The organism is Acetobacter sp., assembly GCF_047723915.1.
Classification (GTDB): domain Bacteria; phylum Pseudomonadota; class Alphaproteobacteria; order Acetobacterales; family Acetobacteraceae; genus Acetobacter.
The window spans coordinates 45,164-65,430 of sequence record NZ_JBDOBQ010000017.1; the positions used below are offsets into that span (position 1 = coordinate 45,164).

The following is a 20,267-nucleotide window of genomic DNA, read 5'->3' on the forward strand; positions in this document are numbered from 1 at the left end:
CAGTTTTTTACGTTTTTCGGTCACGTTGGGTCCGTGTTCTCCAGGAACAGTCAAGGGCAAGGCGTGGACGGGACCGAGCATGCACCAGGCCCCATTGGGCGGCCACAAAACGGGCCACACGGGGGGCGACCGCAGGACCGGACGCGCCGCACCGCACAGGACGGTGCGCGGGACGGGGCGGCCCCGCAGGGGGCGTCACCTGCCTATATCCGGCTGCGCGCCGTGGTGGCGGTGGCCCGGTTCCACGGGCTGGAACTCGATATTCACGATTTTGTCGCCGACCCGGCCGAGGCCTCGCCCTCGCCCGCCTCGCTTGTGGCGTGGCTCGACGGTCAGGGGGCGGTGGCGCGGGCCATGCGCATTTCCTGGCGCAATCTTGTCAGAATGAGCAATTCGCCCCCTATCGTGCTGCTGCTGCGCGACGGTGGGGCGGCGATCATGGTCAACACCCAGCCCGCGCGCAACGTGGTCTGGCTGCGCGACCCGCTATGCGACGACAACGCCCCCGCCGTGCCGGTGGACCACGCCCGCCTGCAACGCCTGTGGGGTGGCGAGGTCGTGCTGATCAAGCGCCGCCGTGACGAAAGCGAGGCCGACGCCCCCATCGGCCTTGCGTGGCTGGCGCGCATGGTCCTGCGCGAAAAGCGGTCCCTGCGCGATATCGGCATTGCGTCGCTGACGCTGAGCGTCCTTCAGATCTTCCCGCCCCTGATCGTCATGCAGGTGATCGACCGGGTGGTCAGCTACCGGTCCATGTCCACGCTGGTGTCCATTTCGGGGCTGCTCATTATTGTCTCGTTCTACGAGGTGCTGCTGGGCTATGGGCGGCGCGAGCTGTCCATGGTGCTGACAACCCGGATCGATGCGCGCATTTCCCTGCATGTGTTCGCCCGGCTGCTGGCCCTGCCGCTGGACTATTTCGAACGCCAGCAGGCGGGCAACGTGCTGGGCCGTGTCATGGCCATTTACAAGGTGCGCGATTTCCTGACCGGGCGGCTGATGTCCACGGTGCTGGACCTGTTCACGCTGGTGGTGCTGCTGCCGTTCCTGTTCATGCTGTCCCCCGCGCTGGCGTGGATGACACTGGCCGCCGCCGCCCTGATCGGGCTGATCGTGGTGGTGGCCATGAAACCGGTGTCCCGCATGACGGTGCGCCAGCTCGGGGCCGAACGCGCCCGCGCGGCCGTGCTGTATGAAAGTGTGGCGGGCATTCGCACGCTCAAGACCCTGGCGCTCGAACCCATCCGCCGCCAGTTCTGGGACGAGGCCACGGCCACGGTCATCCGCTGGAAGCTGCGGGTGGGCCGTATGGCCAACTGGCCCCAGACGCTGGCCACCCCGCTGGAACTGTTCATAAACCGCGGTATTATTCTGGTGGGTGCGTATATGGCGCTCAAATCTCCATCCGCCGCAGGTGTTGGGGCCCTTGTCGCGTTCATGATGCTGGGCGGGCGTGTGGCGGCCCCACTTGTGGGCATGGCCCGCCTGCTGGACGAGGTGAACGAGGTCATGGCCTCCCTGTCCGAGGCGGCGTCGGTCCTCAACCAGCCGACGGAAACCCGCGCCCTGACATCGGGCCTGCGGCCGCGTATTCTGGGCGGGCTGTCCTTCGAACACGTGACCTTCACCTATCCCGGGGCGGCCAGCCCGGCGCTGAACGATGTCAGCTTTGCCGTCCCGCCCGGCACCATGCTGGGGCTGGTGGGGCGGTCGGGGTCGGGCAAGTCCACCATCACGCGGCTGTTGCAGGGGGTCAGCCGGTCCTATGTCGGCTCCCTCCGGCTGGACGGGGTGGACCTGCGCGAAATCAACCTCACCCATCTGCGCCGCTCGCTCGGGGTGGTGTTGCAGGACAACTTCCTGTTTCGCGGTACCATCCGCGAAAACATTACCGCGGGCCGTCCGGGCCTGACGCTGGAGGACGTGGTGCGCGCAGCCCGCCTGGCCGGGGCGGAGGATTTTATCGAACGCATGCCCGGCGGTTACGAAACTTTCATCGAGGAAGGGTCGACCAATATTTCCGGCGGGCAGCGCCAGCGGCTGGCCATTGCACGCGCCATCATTACCGACCCGAGGCTGATGATCCTGGATGAAGCGACATCCGCCCTCGACCCGGAAAGCGAGGCCCTGGTCAACGCCAATCTCGAACGCATCGGGCGGGGGCGCACCATGGTCATTGTCTCGCACCGGCTGTCCTCGCTGGTGAACTGCGACCAGATCTGCGTCATGGATCAGGGGCGGGTGGTCGATATCGCCCCGCATGCCGTGCTGCTGCAACGCTGCGCCATCTATCGTGCCTTGTGGATGCAGCAGAACCGCCACGTGCAGGACCAGCCATGGGACGGTCCGCCCGGTGGCCCCTCTGGCGGGCCGCTGGCCCCCGTGGGCATACAGCCATGACCCCGCCCGACCTGCCCGGCGGCGGCCCCGATGACGGGCCCGATGACAGCCCCGATAACGTACCCGGCGGCCTGCCCGCAGACCCGCGACACGGCGCACGCAACGGAGGTCCCGGCCCCGCTGGCGGCTCTGCTGGCGGCCCTGCTGGCGGTGCGGGTGGCAATGCCGGAGGTGGTCCCGGTGGGGGTGCCAGTGACGGTGCCAGCGGGGGTGCCAGTGGTCGGTCTGGTGATGGTTCTGGTGGCAGTTCTGGTGGTGGGTCTGGCGGCAGCCCCGGCGGGGCGGCGGGTGATGGGGCGCACAACAGGGGCCACGACAGGGCGAATGGCGGGGCAACAGGTCCGGCCGGTGATCCTGCTGGTAACCCTGCCAACGGCCCGGATGATGGCCCGGATAATGGTCCCGCCGCTGGCCCTGCTGGCGCAGGTACTGACCGGCCCCCGCCCGATGACATCCTGCCCGACGAGACATTCCTGCGCGCGGCGGATGATCCGTTCGCACCGGGTGACCTGCCTCTGGCGCTGCTGGAATTCCATTCCCCCACGGCGGCGCTTGTCAACCTGCCGCCCACGCCGGCGGCGCGCCATATCGTGTGGATCGTGGGCGGGCTCATGGCATGTTCGCTGCTGGGCATGACGGTGTTCCCGCTCTCGCGCGTGGTGTCCACGCAGGGGCGGCTGGTGTCCAGCCAGCCCACGCTGCTGGTGCAGCCGTTCGATACCTCCATCGTCCGCTCCATTACCGTGGCAAGCGGCGACTTCGTGCACAAGGGTGACGTGCTGGCCCGGCTGGACCCCACGCAGGCCGGGGCCGATAGCGGTAACCTCAAGGTCCAGCGGGCGGAATACCAGGCCGAGACAGACCGCCTGAAGGCCGAGGCCAGCGGCGTGGATTACCGCCCCGACCCCAATGACCCCGCCAGCCTGACGGAGGCGGCGGCCTTCGTGCGCCGCAAGGCGGAATTCGATGCGACGGTGGGCAAATACGCCAACCAGATCGCCAGCCTGCAAAGCGACCTGCAGGGCTACCAGGCCAGTACGGTGCTGTACGCGGCGCGCGCGCGGGTCATGGCGGATGTGCTGGGCATGCGTCAGCAGTTGCAGAAGGAGCAGGTGGGCAGCCGTCTGTCCACCCTGGCCGCGCGCAATGACCTGATGGAGGTCGAACGCGCGCAGGTGGCGGCCCACCAGCAGGCGGATTCCGCCCGCGCGAAGCTTGCCGCCCAGATATCCGAACGCGAAGGCTACCAGCAGAACTGGAAGGCCGAGGTCTACCGCGACCTTGTGGTGGCCGAGCACAGGCTGTCCGAGGCGCAGGCGGGCTACAGCAAGGCGGTCCTGCACGACACCATGGTGCTGCTCCGCGCGGATGAGGACGCGGTGGTGCTGAGTGTTGGCAAGATGTCCGTGGGTTCGGTCGTGACCCCCGCCCAGCCGGTCATGACGCTGGTGCCCACCGGCCAGGGGCTGGAGATCGAGGCCGTCATGTCCGGGCATGACGTGGGGTTCGTGCGGCTGGGCGACCGTGCGCTGGTCAAGTTCGCGACCTTTCCCTACCAGCAGTATGGCGGGGCGGAGGCTACGGTGCGCACCATCAGCGCGGACGCCTTTACCCCCGGCGGCACGGATGGTCCCGGCCAGGGCAACGAGCTGACGCCCGAAAACGCGGCCGAGGCCTTCTACCGCGTGCGGCTGCACATCAACCGCTACACCCTGCATGGCGTGCCCGAATTTTTCCATCCCATGCCGGGCATGGTGGTCTCGGCCGATATCCATGTGGGCAAGCGCACCATCATGCAGTACCTGCTCAACACGATCGTGCCGCTGGCCACCACCGGCATGCGTGAACCCTGATGGCGGGGGTGTTCGCACGGCTTGCGCGGGCGCGCCAGCAGGCCCGCCTGCACGCCCGCCTGCAAACCGTAGCCGCGCTGCGCGAAACCGATCCCTGCGCCGCCTTTGCCGCCAGCGTGGACCTGGCGGGGCAGGGCGTCGCACAGGCCATGTTTTTTGTGGCGCAGGCCTATCTGTCCGGGCAGGGTGCCCCGCCCGATCTGGCCGAGGGCCTGCGCTGGTGCCTGCGGGCCGCGGCCGATGGCTGGGCGGACGCCCGGTTCACCCTTGCGGTGCTGTGCCTGCACGGCCTGCCCGAAGGACTGCTGCCCGGGCTGGAGATGGACCTTGCCCACGGGCGGGACACGGCCCCCCGTGTTTTCGGGGGCGGGCCATCCGCGGCCGCCCGCCCGGCCCCCGACCACGCCGCCGCCCTGCGCTGGGCGGGGCTGGCGGCCGAGTCAGGGCATGCGCAGGCTCAGGCCCTGTACGGCTATGCGCTAACCAGCGCGCCGCCCCCGCTGCGTGACCCCGAACAGGCCCGGAACTGGTACGCACGCGCGGCGGCGGCGGGGTGCGCGCAGGGGCACCTGGGGCTGGGCCTTGCCGCGCTGGATACTGCGACAGCACCGCAGGATTACGCGCAGGCCGCCACCAGCCTGAAAGTAGCGGCCGATGCCGGGCTGGGTACGGCGCTGTACACGCTTGGCCTGCTGCATGATCGCGGTCTGGGCGTTGCGCGGGACAGTGCGTTTGCCGTGGCCTGCTACGCTCGCGCGGCGGAACAGAACATGCGCGCCGCCCAGGCCCGCTACGGCATGGCCCTGCTGGGTGGGCGCGGGGTCGCACGCAATATCACGGCGGGGGAAAGCTGGCTGCGCCGCGCGGCCCTGGCGGGGGACGCCGAGGCCGCCGCCGTGCTGGGTGACGCACGCGGGCGCGGGGTGGGCATGGCGGCCAATCCGGCGGAGGCCGTGGCGTGGTACCGGCTGGCGTCCGAACAGGGGCATGCCGCCGCCAGCCGCACCCTGGGGCTTTTGTACCTGCGCGGGGTGGGTGTCCCGCAGGATGCGGCGGCGGCGGCGCACTGGCTGGCCCGCGCGGTGGAACAGGGTAGCCCGCAGGCGGCGGCGGAACTCGGCAACCTTGTCGCGGCCGGGGTTGCACCCAAGGCCCACGCGCATGACGTCATGCAGGCTTACAGCCATGCCGCCGTGGCGGATGACATGCTGGCCGCCTTCAACCTCGGGCTGGGGCTGGCGCGCGGCATGGCAGGCCCGGACAGTGCGGCCCGCGATAACACGGCGCAGGATAACATGGCCCTGGCGGCGCAATGGCTCAAACACGCTGCCCGTAACGTGGTGAACGCCCAGTACGCCTATGGCCGCCTGCTGCTGGACGGCCCGCCCGCCCCGCCGGAAGAGGCGGCACACATGCCAAAAAACAGGCCCGAAAATACGCCGGATGACACGCCGGAGCCTGCGGCGCGGCGCGGCGCAACGCGCATGTCCGGGAAAGGGCCAGAAGAGGCAGACGGGACAGGGCAGGGAAGTCCAAAGGATGGGCCACCGGGTACATCATCGGATGCGACATCGCGCACGCCTGCGGGCGCACGGTGGGACGTGGCAAAGGGTGAGGCATCGGCTGAAGAACAGCTTATGCCACGGCCCATGCTACAGGATACGCCACAGGGCGGGTCAAAGGGCGGATTACAGGGCAGGTCACAGGGCGCGTCACAAGGCCGGTCACAGCGTGGGCGCACGGACATGCCGCAGGACATGCCGCGCCGCCCGGTTGGGGGCGCACCGCCTGCCGCCCGCCCGCAGGCCGTGCAGCAGGATGTCGCGCAGGGCCGCCTGCGGGCTTCCATGCAGGCTCCCGCGCAGTCTTTCGGGCAGTCTTTCGGGCGGGAGCAGGTCAGGGACCCGGTGCGGGGGCGGCAATGGGTGGCCTGCGCCGCCCGTGCGGGCATGGGCCGGGCCATGCTGGACTACGCCCACCTGCTGGTGGAAGGCATAGGGGGCCCGCGCGACCATGCGCAGGCCCTGCACTGGTACGAAAAAGCGGCTGGCAGCGGTCTGGTCGCGGCCATGTTTTCCACCGGGGCCATGTATGGCGGCGGCCATGACGTGCCGCAGGACCGCGTGAGGGCCCGGCACTGGTTTGCCCGCGCGGCCCGTGGCGGGCACGGTCTGGCGCAGTTGATGCTGGCCCGGTACCTGGCCAGCGGGCTGGGGGGCAAGGCCGACCCGGATGCGGCGCGGCGCTGGTACCAGGTCGCGCAGGCCCAGAACGTGGCCGCCGCCGCGTTGGAACTGGAGCGCCTGAACCAGACCAGCCAATTCCAGACCCGCCAACCCCGTACCGCCGCGCCAGACGGCAACACTGTCTGCACACCCCATGGGCCGCAGGGGCAGGCCGGAGCATCGGCAGAGCCAATGGGGCGGAACACCGGGCCGCAAGCCGGAAGGGAGGCCGGAGGGGAACACCCGCTGGAACACCCAGTGGAAAGCCGGTTTGGCAAGTCCCTGAAAAAACCGGTGAATATTCGAATTGAAAGTTCAGTCGGAACAGTGGCGGACAACCCGATGGAAAGCCCGGTTAATACGTCGGGGGAAAGCGCTGCTCAAACGCAGGGAACGGCTGCCGGGGCAACAGCAGGTCAAACCCCGGCGGATAGCGACCGGACACGCGCTGGCGCGCAGATCGCGCAAGGTGTCCCCGGGGATGCTGCCATAGGGCAGGTCGCGGCCCTGAGGGCAGGTGCCAGCGGTCCGGGTGGGCATGCATGTTCTGTATCGGGGCATGCGCGATCCGGTCCGCGCAGCGGCCCAGATCCCGACCCTGATCTTGACGGCGGTTCCGCAACCGGCGGGGCAACGCGTGATGAACAGGCCGGTTAGGGGGCGCACGGTGCAGGCGGGTTTTCTGCCCGCGCGCGCGCAGCAGGCCCGTGCGCGGGCGGCAAGTGCGGCGGCACAGCAGGCTTTTGCGCGGGGTAACGCGGCATGGCAGGCGGGCCAGGCCGCATGTGCGTGGGACTGGCTGGAACGCGCCAACCGTCTTGCGCCTGATACGCCGCATGTCCTGTTTGCCCTTGCGCTGGCCCGTCAGGCCGCAGGGCGGATGGACGGGGCCATTGCCCTTGTGCAAAACCTTGTCATCCGCGATGATTTTCGCGAAGGCTGGATGCTTCTGTCCTCGCTCTGTCTTGCGCGGGCCAGCACAGACCCCGCGGCAGCGCCCGCCCTGCTGGACCGTGCCGTGCGGGCGGCGGCGCACCTGCTGACCCATTACGCCTGCACGCCCGATATTGCCGGCCTTGTCGCGGCCGGGGCACGGGCCGCGGGTCTGCCCGGCTGGTGCGGGGTGCTGAACGGGCAGGGCCAGCTTGTGCTTGGTCTGCCCGGGGGGCATGTCCCCACCACCCGCCCTTGCTGCCGGGCCACGGCCAGACACGGCCCGCCTGCTGGCGGGACGGCCACTGGGCCTGCCCCCCTGACCACCACGCTGACCGTGCCCCTGACCGCCTGCCCCCCCATAGGCCCCCCCACTGGTCCCTCTGCGCGCCGGTGCGGGTGCATGTGGGCGCGGTACCGCTGTTTCCGCCATCGGGGCTGCATGTCGCGGCATTGCGCCAGTGCGAAGGTCTGGTGGAAAGTAACGGCCACACCCTGCGCGGCTGGGTGTGGCTGCCCCACGACCCGGACAGCGCGCCCGAACTGCGTGTGCTGAACGCGCAGGACGATACGGAGATTTTACGTTTCACAGCATTTGCTTTTCATGATGCCGCCCCGCCGGGCAGGCCGCTGGCCCGGTGTCGCGCCATCGACCTACCCGGCACCAGCCTGCCCTGTTCGGTGCGGGCGGGGGTCGTGCGTGTTGTCGGACCGGATGGGCGTGACCTTGCGGGCAGCCCGCTGTCTGTCGCGGGAGCCGTGGCGGGTGCGGGAGAACCGGGGACGGGGCCTGCTGCCCCCGGCTGCCCCCCTGCGGGCGTCAACCCCGTTCCGGGCCGGGGGCGGGCGGCGCAGGGGCTGCAAAAACCCGTGATGCAGCAAAGAATTGCACGCGGGCAGTCCAGGCAACGCCCTATATCGCATTCCGTCTCACACCCCATGTCCCATCCCGTGTCTCGCGCGGCGACAGGCACTGAGTCTTTCAGCGGGTCCGCTACAGGGTCTTCCACAGGGTCATCCGCCGGGTCATCCACCGGCTCTTTCGCCGGGTCGCCTGCGGGGGCATGCGTGCGGACTGGCCCGCCCGCCGCTATTCCGCCCCCTGCACCTGTGGCGGTGGTGGTGCCGGTCTATGCCGACCGCGCAGCAACACTGGCGTGCCTGCAAAGCCTGCGTTTCGCGCTTGATCTTTCGCATACAGACAGAACGCCCGGCCCGGCGGGCGCGGTGCGGGTGGTGGTGGTGAACGACGCAGCGCCAGACCCGGATCTGTGCCGCGCTGTTGCTGATCTGTGCGCGCAGGCGGGGTTTACGCTGATCGAACGCGCCCGCAATGGCGGTTTTCCCGCTGCCGTGAACACTGGCCTGCGCGCTGTGCCGGGGCATGACGTAACGGTGCTGAACGCCGATACGCTGGTGGCGGGCAACTGGCTGGCCGAACTGCGGCACGTGGCCTACGCTACAGCGCGCACCGGCACGGTCACGCCGTTTTCGAACGCTGCCAGCATATTCTCCTACCCCGGACAGGACGGGCGCAACCCCGTGCCCGATCTGGCGCGCACGGCCTGGCTCATGCGCATGGCCCAGGCGGCCAATGCCGGGCGGGCGGTGCGGGTGCCGACCGCGCACGGGTTCTGCATGTATCTGCGCCATGACTGCCTGGCCGCCACCGGCCTGCTGCGGGAAGATGTTTTTGCCCAGGGGTATGCGGAGGAAAATGATTTCTGCCTGCGCGCCACGGCAGAGGGGTGGTGGCACATGGCGGCGGTGGGGGCGTTTGTGGCCCATGGGGGGGGGGCGTCCTTCGGAGGGATAGGAGCGGCGTTGCGCCAGCGCAACCAGATGGTGCTGGAGCAACTGCACCCCGGCTACCATGCCCGCATTGCGCAGTGGTGCGCGCGCGATCCGCTGCACCTGTCGCGGCGGCGCTTCGATCTGGTGCGCCTGCGCGCCAGTGGACCGCGCCCCGACGGACCGCGTTCCGGCGCGTCGCACACTAGCGCGCTGGACACTAGCGTGCTGGACACCGGCGTGTTGCAGACAGGCGCATTGTATTCTCGCGCGTTGCATCCGGGCGCGCCGCTTCCCGGTGACCCGCACCCCGACGGGTCGCCCTCCAGCGGGTTCCCGCCCAGCGGACAGCCCTCTCGCGCCCAGTCCTGTAATGGACCGCCGTCCAGCGGGTCGTCTGCCAGTGAACTCCATCCCGGCGGGCAGCCTTTTCGTGAATGGTCGCTTAATGAACAGTCCCCCTCTGAACAGTCTCCCAGCGGGCTGTCTCCCAGTGGGCTGTTTTCTGGTGGAGCATCCCCCGCAGGGCCGCGTGCCAGCAGGTTGTCTTCCAGCGGGGCGCCCGCTGTTGATCGACCTCCTGCCAAGCCCGCTCCCGTTTCCGATCGCGCAGCGGCCTGTCCCTTGGCGGAATCTGTCAGCCTGCCCCGGATATCGGGTGTGGCTTCTGCTGTTTCTGCCCGCAGCCGGGTGCCGCGTGCCGCTCCGCGCGCCGTGTTGCTGATAACCCATGCGGCGGGTGGCGGGGTGGAGCGCGTGGTGGCGCGGCGTGCGGCTTATTGGCACGGCAAGGGTGCGCGGGTGCTGGTGCTGCGGCCCGGCGCGCGGGGGTGCAGGCTGGAGGACGGCGCGGGTGATGTATCTGCCCCACAATACCCCGCGCTGGTGTTCCATGGCCCGGCGGATGAACGGCTGCTGGCCCGCCTGCTTGCGGCGGAAGGCGTGGGCCATGTCGAAATCCACCACCCGGCGGGCCATAATGCGGCAACACTGGCCCTGCCCGCCCGGCTGGGCTGCGGGTACGATGTGTTCGTGCATGATTATATCTGGCTGTGTCAGCGTGTGACCCTGCTTGGTCCCGGCGGCCATTATTGCGGCGAACCGGGGCCAGAAGGGTGCGACGCCTGCCTGGCCCGCATGGGCCGCCGCGTGGCGGGGGACATGACGGCTGCCGCCTATCTGGAACGCACCCGTGGGCTGCTGCTGGGGGCGAGGCGCGTTGTGGTGCCATCGGCCGATGTGTCGGCCCGGTTCGCACGCCATTTTCCCGGGCTGGCCATGCGCGTGCAGCCGCTGGAGCGCGACCGGCCGCCGCGCCCCGCAGCCCCCGGACGACAGGCGGCGGGCAAGGGCATGAACAATACCCCGGATCGCAACAAATTTTTACCGGCACAGGGATTTTTTGCAGCACAGGCACAGGGCCATGGTCAGGTCAGGCGGGTGCGGGTCTGTGTGGCCGGGGCGATCGGGCTGGAGAAAGGCTATGACATTCTGCTTCGGGCCGGGCGGGACGCCGCACGGCGGAACCTGCCGCTGGAGTTCGTGCTGGTGGGTTACACGCCGGATGATGAAAAACTGATGCGAACAGGGCGTATTTTTGTAACAGGTCCCTATACGGCGGCGGATGCGGTGGAACTGATCGGCGCGGTAGGGGCCGATATCGGGCTGGTGCCATCCATCTGGCCGGAAACATGGTGTTTCGCGCTGGGCGAGCTATGGCGCGCGGGGCTGCATGTGCTGGCGTTCGATATGGGCACGCCCGCATTGCGTATCCGTGCGGCGGGGGGTGGCACTCTGGTTCCCGCAGGGCTGTCCGCCGCGAAACTTAACGAAATCTTGTTGAAGAAAGTCAAAAGCTGGCAAGAAAACATTTAGTTTTTCTCTGCTAAGACAAAACGCATGAGGCTGATCGAAGCCGCGTGCCCCGCCCGCCGTGATGGAAGACCGTTCATGTCACAGACAATCCAGCAGCGCATTACGGACCTGAAGGTCTCTGGCCATCTCATGACACTTGGTGCGGGGTTGTTCTGTATTACGCAGGGGGGCGGCGGGCTGGTGGCATCCGGTCGCGCGGGTCTGCCGGGGGTGCGTATCAGCCCCGCGCCGTTCTGCGACCCCGGCGCGGTGGATATTGCGACATTCGAGGCTGATGGCTGGCTGGGCGGGCACAGCAATGCCGCCCTGGTGCGCGTCAACCACGGCCCCGCCCAGATCATGATTACCGTGTACCAGGACAGCGCGGCGCAGGCCGGCGCACGCCAGGCCGCCGCCCTGCCCCGCCTGCAGGTGCTGCAACTGGGGCAGGCGGGTGTGCCTGACGGTCCTGCGCAGCCGGGCTGGCCGCAGGCCGGTACGGCGGACGGGGCAGGAACGGTCCTTCCGGCGGGTGGTCCGGTATCTTCTCCGGTGGCAGACCCCGCACAGCCTCCGGCGGCGGAGCAGCATCGCGCTCTGGCCCCGACCGGCCCCGCACCTGCCGCCCAGCGTTCTGGACAGCGTTCTGCCCAGTTTTCTGCCCAGCCTTCTGGCCCGGCCGAATACGGGGCCGACCTGCCAGCAGGGATGGAACAGGCTGGCATGCACCCGGCAGGCTTGGCACAGGACAGCGCTACCCCATCCCGGCCGGGGCGGGGGCGCCGCAAAGGCGATAGGCATGCCCACGGGCAGGGCGGGGGCGCGCCGGGGCCGGGTGTCCCCATGCCAGACCCGCAGGCGGATTCCGCCCCGCAGGGTCAGGCCAACGCGCCCGCCAGCCCGGTGCCCCCCACGGTGGTGGGGGAAATGGGGGCGCATATCCAGTGCCGGGGCGATGTGCATGGCGCACTGGGCCAGTGGATGGGCGAGCCGGGCAGCCGTGTCTGGGTAGAAGGCTTTGGCATTGTTCCCGGCGGCACACTGGGGGCGGCCGATATCGAATATCAGGCCGTGCTGGGCAAAGGGTGGCTTTCCCCCTGGATGGAAGGCGGGGATTACTGCGGCAGCCGAGGCATGGCGCTGCCCGTGCTGGGGCTGGCCGTACGCCTGAAAGGGGATGCGGCCAGCAGGTTTACCTGCCGTGTCAGCGCCAGTTTTACGGATGGCACGCGCGCCGGGCCGGTTGACACGGGCGTGCCGGTCGCGGCTGAAAGCCTTGCCCCGCTGGAGGCGTTTCTGGTGGAAATCCTGCCGGTTACGGTTTCGGCCCCTGTTTTTTCTCCCCCGTTCCCCACGGTGGCGGAGGCCGTGGTTCATGACACCACACCGGCCATGGCCGACATAGCGGGGGCGCAGGCACAAGCCAGCGCCGATCTGGCCGCCCTGCTGCACGATGACACAGCCCCCGCCAAACCCCGTGCCGCGCGAAAGGTCCGGGGGGCAGGCAAACTCCGGCCCGGTGCAGTGTCGGCCGAAACCCCCACGGCGCTTAAAGCTGGTGGTATGGCGGTGGAGCCCGCTCAGGCAGAGCCGTTGCCGCGTGGCGCGGCACAAGCGAGGGGCAGGATATTTGCGGGCAAAAACGACCGGGCAGATATGCCGGGGTCCAAAAAGACGGCCTCGCGCAAGCACAATGGCCGACAGAAAAGCCCCCCCGATGCACCATCAGGTGCTGCGCCGGTGCGCAGGCGCGCGGCCCGTGGTCTGGCTCGTGGTTCGGCCCGTGGTTCGGCCTGACAGGACCCGGCCCAAAGGGCAGGTGCTGCGATCCGTAATGGAGCTGTGTGTAAAAGGTTTTTTTAAAACGCTCCCGTTCGCGATCGGGTGGCCTGTGGCCGCGTATGCTGGCATGTGGGTGCGGGTTTGAAATATCTTTTCGTACACCAGAATTTTCCCGGCCAGTATCTGCATCTGCTGCGCCACCTTGCGCGGGAGGGCGGGAACGAGATCGTTTTTATCAGCGAGGATAACGCAAACGCCATGGCCGGGGTGCGCCGTGTCCTGTACCGCATGCCGCAGGTGGCGGACGGTACGGGCCACGCTGGCGCACGTGAACTGGAACGCGGGCTGGTCCGCGCGGCGGAGGTTGAAAAAACCGCCCGCGCACTCGCGCGGCTGGGCTTTGTGCCCGATATCATCATCGGCCATCATGGCTGGGGCGAACTGCTGAATATGGAGGACGTTTTCCCCGGCGTGCCTGTTCTGGGCTATCTGGAATTTTTCTATCATACCAGACCCGGGCTGGATGTGGCGTTCGACCCCGAATTTCCGCTCAGCCCGCAGATGCTGCCGGTCATTCGCGCCAAGAACGCCATCAACCTGCTGGCCCTGAACGCGCCTGGCCATGGCCAGACCCCCACGGATTTCCAGAAAAATACATATCCGGACTGGGCAGGTCATAAAATGACCGTCCTGCGCGAAGGGGTGGACCTGACCCTGTGCCACCCGGACCGGCAGGCCGCGCGCCGGGTTTTTGTGCTGGGCGGGGTGCGGATCGCGCCGGGGCAGAAGCTTGTTACCTATGTCGCGCGGGATCTGGAACCCTATCGCGGTTTTCATGTGTTCATGCGGGCACTGGTGCGCGTGCTGGCCCAGCGCGCGGATACGCAGGTGATTGTGGTGGGCGGGGATGGCGTCAGTTACGGTGCTTCGCTGGCGTCAGGCACATGGCGCGAGATCATGCTGCGTGAACTGGCGGACAGGCTGGACGTGGCGCGCGTGCATTTTGTGGGCAAGCTGGCTTATGAGGATTTCATACGCCTGCTCCAGCGTTCGGACGCGCATGTCTACCTGACCTATCCGTTCGTTGCGTCGTGGTCCCTGCGCGAGGCCATGGCCATGGGCTGCCCCATTGTGGGAAGTGCGACAGCCCCGGTCGAGGAATTTCTCGAACATGACCGAACGGGTCTTCTGGTTTCTTTTCTGGACCCCCGCAGCATAGCTGACGGGGTGCTGAGCTTGCTGGCCAACCCGCGTCTGGCGCGCCGGCTGGGCCGGGCGGCCCGGCAGATGGCGGAGCGCACGCTCTGCCTGCACGCCACCATGGCAGCGTATGAAAAACTGATTGCACGGCTGGTAGGCTGCTGAGCCCTGCTGACTTTGTGCTTTGTGCTTTGTGCTTTGTGCTTTGTGCTTTGTGCCCGTTGCCCGGAGTTCGGAGCCTAGTGTTCGGTTACGCGCGGCCGAGGCATCGGGCATCGGGCTCCGCGCAGGGGCTGCGGCTCGGGGCGGGCGCTTTTCGCGCCTGCCGTTTCCCGGCGTCTGCGGTATGGGGCGGTTTTTTTGCCCGTGCTCGGTCAGCCCTTTGCTTCGTGCGGTATGCTCCGCGCTTTCAGTCGTTATGGGTCTGGTCGTAGGCGGCCTGTGCGGCCTGGATTGCGGGCATGTTTTCCTCTGCCCAGTGGGTCAGCCCTGCCACGGCCTGTGTCAGCGTCGTGCCCAGCGGGGTCAGCGTATATTCCACCGTAACCGGCACGGTGGGAAAAACCGTGCGCGTGACCAGCCCGTCGCGTTCGAGGTTCTTGAGCACCTGGGACAGAACTTTCTGCGAAATGCCGCGAATTTCACGCTTGAGGGCGTTAAACCGCACGACGTCGTGGCGCAGCCGGTCCAGCACCAGCAGCGCCCATTTGTTGCCCAGCCGGTCCAGCACCATGCGGGCCGGGCATTCGCTGGCATAGACATTGAAAGCTGTGCCATCCCTGGTGCTGTCCCCGGTACTGTCTCTTGTGGTGTCTGCCGGTTTCTTTGGGGTAACCATGTTTCGCGCGGGTGCCTTCTTGTTGGGGTGCGTGGAGCCGACTATAAAACGTTCTGACACCTGGTATCAAACAGAAACTGTCAGGGGCGTGGTCTGTCACACACCCCGCAGGAAAAGGAACACGAAACATGACCAAGGTTGCAGTCATTTTTCATTCAGGCTACGGCCATACCCGCGTTGTGGCGGAACACGTGGCGCGCGGCGCACAGGCCCAGCTTGTTGCGATTGACGCGAATGGCGACATTACGGATGCGGACTGGCAGACCCTGAACGACGCGGATGCCATTATTTTCGGCACCCCGACCTATATGGGCAACGTGAGCTGGCAGTTCAAAAAATTTGCCGATGCAACATCCAAAATCTGGTTCGGTGGTGGCTGGGCCAACAAGGTGTTCGGTGGCTTTACCAATTCCGCCAGCCCCAACGGGGACAAGCAGGTGGCCCTGATCACGTTGCAGACCCTGGCGTCGCAGCATGGTGGAATCTGGGTCAGCCTTGGCCTGCCGCCGTCCAACACCAAGGCCGCCACAGCGGATGACGTCAACAATCTGGGCGGTTCCGTGGGCCTGCTGACCCGCGCCCCGGCCGACGCCTCGGTCGAGGAAGTTCACAAGGGCGACCTCAAGACGGCCGAACTCTACGGCAAGCGCGTGGCCGAAGTCGCGGCAAAGCTGGTAGTCTGACATGGCCTGCCCCCCGCCCCGGCCATACCCGCCGGGGCGGGGGCGCACGCAGGCTCTGCCGTAGGCCCGTGCAGGCCTTCCCGTCCTCGCAGGGCCCCGGCCGTGCGTGCCGGATGATCTGTCAGGTATGTTCCACCTCCTGCATGCTGTTCAGCCGGTCTGCTTTCAGGCCCGGTCATGCGGGGTGGTGTCTCGATGTGCAAGGATTGCTGGACAAAATCCCGGGCAGGATTACAAACCCGGATATCGGTCCCTGATATTCGGCCCGTCCCGGATATCAGCCGGTTCCTGATACCAGCAATGTACAATACAGATTTTATGGGCTGTCGCTCTGTGTATCTGTCGAGGCATCAATGAGACTTTCTTTTGCAACCCTGTCTGTCGTGCTGACATGTCTGCCCGGACAGGTCACCTATGCCGCATCGGCCCCGCTGGTTGTGGAGATTGCGCGCAATATTGCGCAATCGGTCCAGTCCAGCGGGAAACTGCCCCTGCGTATCGAACCCGGCATGATGCTGGTGAGCGTGGAGAGCGCGGGCGTTTATCTGATATACAATATCGAAATTTCGAAAGACGGCGCAGCGGAATACGCTAAAAATCCCCAGATTGCGCAGGCCATGAAAAAGATATTTACCGTTCATGCCTGTTCGAGCAGAAATGAGGTTCTGTTTGCGAATGATGGACTGGTCGTGAGAGCGAATTACAGGGTGGAAGGCTCTCCTGCTGTTCTTGTAAGTTTTGATATTTCAAAAAAAGACTGCTCGACACACAACAGCACCGGCCATGTCGATGCCGCCACCTTGCATGATTATCTCGCCCGGAGTGTGACGGCGGAACAGAAACGCGGTTCCGACTTTGGTGCGATCGGAACCATCGCGAATGTTCAGGTGGTGGGGAATAATGTGGTCTACACAGTCGCGCTGAAAGACGACACGCTTCTTGACGTTGTCAATGCGCGATCCGGCCGGTTCATTGCCGTTGAGTGCGGTCAGTTGAAAGACTCAACACCGCTGAAACTGGGTGCAGGGTTTGTCTGGCATTTTTATAACAGGTCGAAAACGCAAGACAGAACCATGACCGTCAACAGCGCTGTCTGCAACGCATTGCATTAGCCGGCTCCATGGGGGCTGCCGGCCGGGCATGAGGGGCGGCATATGGGATGCGGGCCTTGTGGGACCGTTGCGCCATGTGCAGCGTTCCTCCCGCCCCGGGGGCATGGCGCTTTGCCCTGCTTGCCCTTGAGCGGTGCAGGGTTTTTCAGTGGGCCGGGGGCAGGCTTGCGTTGACCTGATCGGCCAGCTTGATCACCATGCGGCGCATGAGGGCCGCGACATCCGCATCCGTGCTGATGGACCCGCTTTCATGCAGTTGCACGCGGTCGCGGATCAATGGCTTGTCGGGGTCGCTGGGCAGCACCGCCCAGTTGGCGTCCAGCGTGGCCTGACCGTTTTCATCCACATCGAAACGCGAGATATTGACCTGCACGCGCATGGTCGCAACATCGGTCAGGGGCTGGTCGGTAATCAGCTGGTTGGGATGCGAGCTGGAAATTTCGTTGGTGATCAGGTCGGTAATGCCCAGCGACAGGCGCGTGGCCCAGCGCGAGCGCGAACTGCGGATAATTTCCTCCCCCCGGCGCACCAGCATATCCTGTGAATCGAGATAATCGGGGATCACCACCCGGCTGATGGCAATGGTGGTCGCGCGGGATGACAGGCGGGGGGGCTGGTTCTGCTGGTCTGCGGGCATGCCCAGCGTATACAGCCGCAGCGGCGGCCCCGCGCAGCCCGACAGCAGGGCGCAGCCGGCCATGATCGCGGCCAGTCGTGCGACACCGCGTGTGCGACGGGTGCCGCCAGCGCGGTGCGCACTCGTAATGGCCCCGCCCGCAGTTGCGCATGGGGCCGCCCCGTCTGGCCCCACGCCGTTGGGCATGGTGCCGCCCTGGGGGGCGTGGGCCGGGGCGGGCATGGCCGTGCCACAGGCGGCGGCCCGTGTCATGTCGTGTCGGGCGTGGGTCATTGGCGGCGTCCCATCAGCAGGAGTTGCGGGTTGCTTTCGACATCGGTGGCAAAGCCGCGCAGGGCTGCGGCGCTGGCGGCGATATCGCGCAGGGCGGAGTCCAGGTTGGCGCGGTCGACGGAACGGGGCGACAGCACATCCTGGAGGGAGTTGAGCGTTCTGGTGGCCGAGGTCAGCGTGGCGTGCAGGTCGGCGCTGCGGGCGTTGATCTGGGTGTTCCCGGTTTCGAGCAGGGTATCCATCTTTACCAGCGTCAGGCTCAGCTTTTCTTCCAGCGCCTTGATGGCGGCTGTCGCGGCATCCATGGTTACGCGCGACCGGTCCGACGTGGCCTTCACGCTTTCTACCAGCGGCGGCAGTTCGGTACGCAGGTTGTCGCTCAGCGTCGTCACGGACAGCAGGGCTGCATCCGCATGGCGGCTGATTTCCTTGATCGGCAGTTGCCCCAGCGTGTCCTTGAGCTTTTCAACCGTGGACAGCCGGACCGGAATTTCCGGCAGGCTGGTAATGCGCGGGTGCAGCACGGGCACCACGCTCTTGTCGAAATCCAGTTCGATATTGGACTGCCCGGTCACGAAGCTGAGCAGGTTCAGCTCCGCCCGCAGGCCGTTGGCGATCAGGGTCTGGATATTGATATCCCCCCCCGACCCGTCCCTGACGACATGGATCTGGTCGGGTTCGAGCGTCAGCACCACGGGAATATAGGCCTTGTGCTCCTCGGGGTCGAACCGCAGCGAGATGGACTTGACCGTGCCCACCTTGACCCCGCGGAAATTGACCGGTGCGCCGACCGAAAGCCCGGTAATGGCGTTCTGGAACACCACCGCCGCCTCGCGCGAGGGGGTGAACAGGCGCATATGCCCGAACGCCATGACAATGAACAGGGCAAGCCCCCCGCCCAGAAGGACAAAGGCGCCGATCAGCGTCTTGCGGTTTGTGCTTGCCGACATGCCGTTCAGCCTTCTGTCTTGCCAGGTGTGGAACCGGGTGTGGGGCCAGGGGAGGGAATACTGGATAAGCGGTTCATGAAGGCCGTCACTTCGGGTAGGGCGCAGGTGTCGCGCAGGGTGCTGGGTGCGCCGTGGGCAATGGGGGTGTGGGTGACCGCATCCAGGAAAATACCGTCATCGGCAATGGCGAACAGGCTGGGCAGTTCGTGGCTGACAATGACAATGGTGGCCCCCAGCCCGTCGCGCAGGGTCAGGATCAGGTCGTCCAGCCGGGCGGAGGACACGGGGTCCAGCCCGGCGGCCGGTTCGTCGAAAAACAGGATGTCGGGGTCCAGCGCAATGGCCCGGGCCAACCCCGCGCGCTTGCGCATGCCGCCCGAAATTTCGGACGGGTACAGGTCTATCGCCTGTTCCATGCCCACAAAGCCCAGTTTCAGTTCCACCAGGCGGCGGATGACATCGGGCGGTTCCCTGGTGAACATTTCAAGCGGCAGGGCTACGTTCTCGCCCACCGTCATGGACGACCACAGCGCCCCGCTCTGGAACAGCACGCCAAAGCGGTGGTTCAGTTCGGTGCGGCTCTGCTCGTCCTGGGCCCAGTAATCCTGCCCTTCCACCAGAACCTGCCCGGTGGTGGGGCGCAGCAGCCCGATCATGCTCTTGAGCAGGGTGCTCTTGCCGCAGCCCGACCCGCCCATGACCGCGAAAATGGACCCGCGCCTGAGGTCGAAGGACACGTTGCGCTGGATCACCTTTTCGCCAAAGGCCAGGGTGATGTCACGGACCGAGATCAGCGTATCGCCCCGGGCTGGGGCGGGCTGGGTGAGTGTGTCTGCGGGTGTGGGGGCAGGAGGCATGCGGTCAGATCCCCAGCGCGTTGGCCAGCACGGCGAAAACCGCATCCATGGCGATAATGCCCACGATGCCGATCACCACCGCGCGGGTGGCCGCAATGCCCACATCGGCAGCACTCCGCCCGGCCTTGAGCCCGACCCGGCACGCCGCAAGGGCAATGAAGCTGGCGAAGAAAAACGACTTGATGAAGCCGAACACGAATTCCTTGAGTTCCACCCCGTCGAAGGTGGAAATCCAGTAACCGACGGGTGAGACATCCATCATGGTCATGCCCACCACGAACCCGCCGAAAATGCCGATCAGCGTGCCGTACAGGTAGAGCAGAGGCATCATCAGCGCGAGCGAGACGACCGAGGGCAGCAGGATATAGCTGGATATGGGAATGCCGAACACCTGCAGGGCGTCCAGTTCCTCGTTCCCCTGCATGGTGGAAATGCGCGCGGCATAGGCCCCGCCGGTGCGCCCGGCCATGATGATGGCGGTCATGATCGCGGAAATTTCACGCGCGCAGGCAATGCCCACCAGGTTGGTCACGTAAATCTCGGCCGCGAAACGGCGCAGCTCGATCAGCCCCACAAAGGCCAGAATGGCGCCGAGCAGGAAGTTCACCACCCCCACGATCAGCAGCGCGCTGGGGCCGGCGTTCCAGATATCGGTCAGCAGGTCCTTGGGCCGCATGAAGCCCTTGCCGCGCAGGGCCAGCAGCGCGCCCCGTGTGCTCTGCACCGCCATTTCGCTGAGAATGCCGGTTTCTTCCAGCCCGGTCAGCGTGGCCCCGCCCGTGCGTTCCAGAATATTGGGGCTGCGGCGTTCGGGGTGGGTGCTCTGGGCGGGGTTGGGCGGCAGCAGGGCCAGCAGGCGCTGGGCCGGGGCGGGCAGGG

The 20,267-nt window shown here is 66.8% G+C and carries 12 protein-coding genes and 1 pseudogene; 8 read left to right on the forward strand and 5 right to left on the reverse strand.

Annotated features, from left to right (window positions below):
• The first annotated feature begins 63 nt into the window (after positions 1–63).
• From ABF990_RS10120 to ABF990_RS10145, 6 genes and pseudogenes are all read left to right on the forward strand, one after another.
• Complete coding sequence (locus tag ABF990_RS10120) at positions 64–2,400, forward strand: peptidase domain-containing ABC transporter (protein ID WP_415500958.1); 2,337 nt, start codon at positions 64–66, stop codon at positions 2,398–2,400.
• 452 nt (positions 2,401–2,852) lie between these two features.
• Positions 2,853–4,253, forward strand: a complete 1,401-nt coding sequence (locus ABF990_RS10125; protein WP_415491903.1) for an HlyD family type I secretion periplasmic adaptor subunit — start codon at positions 2,853–2,855, stop codon at positions 4,251–4,253.
• On the forward strand, positions 4,253–7,135 hold the full coding sequence (locus ABF990_RS10130) for a hypothetical protein (protein ID WP_415491902.1): 2,883 nt from the start codon (positions 4,253–4,255) through the stop codon (positions 7,133–7,135). Before ABF990_RS10125 ends, ABF990_RS10130 begins: the two co-directional genes overlap by 1 nt.
• 681 nt (positions 7,136–7,816) lie before the next feature.
• The gene (locus tag ABF990_RS10135) at positions 7,817–11,077 is read left to right on the forward strand and encodes a glycosyltransferase (RefSeq protein WP_415506596.1); all 3,261 of its coding nucleotides are present in this window, start codon (positions 7,817–7,819) and stop codon (positions 11,075–11,077) included.
• An 819-nt stretch (positions 11,078–11,896) separates the two neighbouring features.
• Positions 11,897–12,370: pseudogene (locus tag ABF990_RS10140) on the forward strand (hypothetical protein); the annotation flags it as partial.
• Positions 12,371–12,979: 609 nt separating this feature from the next.
• Positions 12,980–14,203 carry a glycosyltransferase gene (locus ABF990_RS10145; RefSeq protein ID WP_415492391.1) on the forward strand — a complete coding sequence of 408 codons (1,224 nt, stop codon included), beginning with the start codon at positions 12,980–12,982 and terminating at the stop codon, positions 14,201–14,203.
• Positions 14,204–14,447: 244 nt separating this feature from the next.
• Here the strand turns inward: ABF990_RS10145 and ABF990_RS10150 are convergent, their stop codons facing one another.
• Positions 14,448–14,876 carry a winged helix-turn-helix transcriptional regulator gene (locus tag ABF990_RS10150; protein ID WP_415492392.1) on the reverse strand — a complete coding sequence of 143 codons (429 nt, stop codon included), beginning with the start codon at positions 14,874–14,876 and terminating at the stop codon, positions 14,448–14,450.
• Between the two features lie 128 nt (positions 14,877–15,004).
• Here ABF990_RS10150 and ABF990_RS10155 point away from each other — a divergent pair, with 128 nt between their 5' ends.
• Together ABF990_RS10155 and ABF990_RS10160 are read left to right on the forward strand one after the other, a co-directional pair.
• Positions 15,005–15,559 carry a flavodoxin family protein gene (locus ABF990_RS10155; RefSeq protein ID WP_415500926.1) on the forward strand — a complete coding sequence of 185 codons (555 nt, stop codon included), beginning with the start codon at positions 15,005–15,007 and terminating at the stop codon, positions 15,557–15,559.
• 437 nt (positions 15,560–15,996) lie between these two features.
• On the forward strand, positions 15,997–16,671 hold the full coding sequence (locus ABF990_RS10160) for a hypothetical protein (RefSeq protein ID WP_415500925.1): 675 nt from the start codon (positions 15,997–15,999) through the stop codon (positions 16,669–16,671).
• 145 nt (positions 16,672–16,816) lie between these two features.
• Here the strand turns inward: ABF990_RS10160 and ABF990_RS10165 are convergent, their stop codons facing one another.
• From ABF990_RS10165 to ABF990_RS10180, 4 genes are all read right to left on the reverse strand, one after another.
• Positions 16,817–17,581, reverse strand: coding sequence for a membrane integrity-associated transporter subunit PqiC (locus ABF990_RS10165; protein ID WP_415500924.1), 765 nt, complete (start codon positions 17,579–17,581; stop codon positions 16,817–16,819).
• A complete protein-coding gene (locus tag ABF990_RS10170) occupies positions 17,578–18,531 on the reverse strand; it encodes an MlaD family protein (protein ID WP_415492396.1) in 954 nt (317 codons plus the stop codon). Before ABF990_RS10170 ends, ABF990_RS10165 begins: the two co-directional genes overlap by 4 nt.
• A 5-nt stretch (positions 18,532–18,536) precedes the next feature.
• On the reverse strand, positions 18,537–19,388 hold the full coding sequence (locus tag ABF990_RS10175; RefSeq protein WP_415506597.1) for an ABC transporter ATP-binding protein: 852 nt from the start codon (positions 19,386–19,388) through the stop codon (positions 18,537–18,539).
• A gap of 4 nt (positions 19,389–19,392) precedes the next feature.
• On the reverse strand, positions 19,393–20,267 hold an 875-nt coding region (locus ABF990_RS10180; protein WP_415506598.1), incomplete at its 5' end, for an MlaE family ABC transporter permease.

Excerpts from the sequence above, each read along its gene's own strand:
- ABF990_RS10130 (WP_415491902.1), top strand. The coding sequence starts at position 4,253 with ATGGCGGGGGTGTTCGCACGGCTTGCGCGGGCGCGCCAGCAGGCCCGC.
- ABF990_RS10150 (WP_415492392.1), bottom strand. The coding sequence starts at position 14,876 with ATGGTTACCCCAAAGAAACCGGCAGACACCACAAGAGACAGTACCGGG.
- ABF990_RS10155 (WP_415500926.1), top strand. The coding sequence starts at position 15,005 with ATGACCAAGGTTGCAGTCATTTTTCATTCAGGCTACGGCCATACCCGC.
- ABF990_RS10165 (WP_415500924.1), bottom strand. The coding sequence starts at position 17,581 with ATGACCCACGCCCGACACGACATGACACGGGCCGCCGCCTGTGGCACG.
- ABF990_RS10170 (WP_415492396.1), bottom strand. The coding sequence starts at position 18,531 with ATGTCGGCAAGCACAAACCGCAAGACGCTGATCGGCGCCTTTGTCCTT.
- ABF990_RS10175 (WP_415506597.1), bottom strand. The coding sequence starts at position 19,388 with ATGCCTCCTGCCCCCACACCCGCAGACACACTCACCCAGCCCGCCCCA.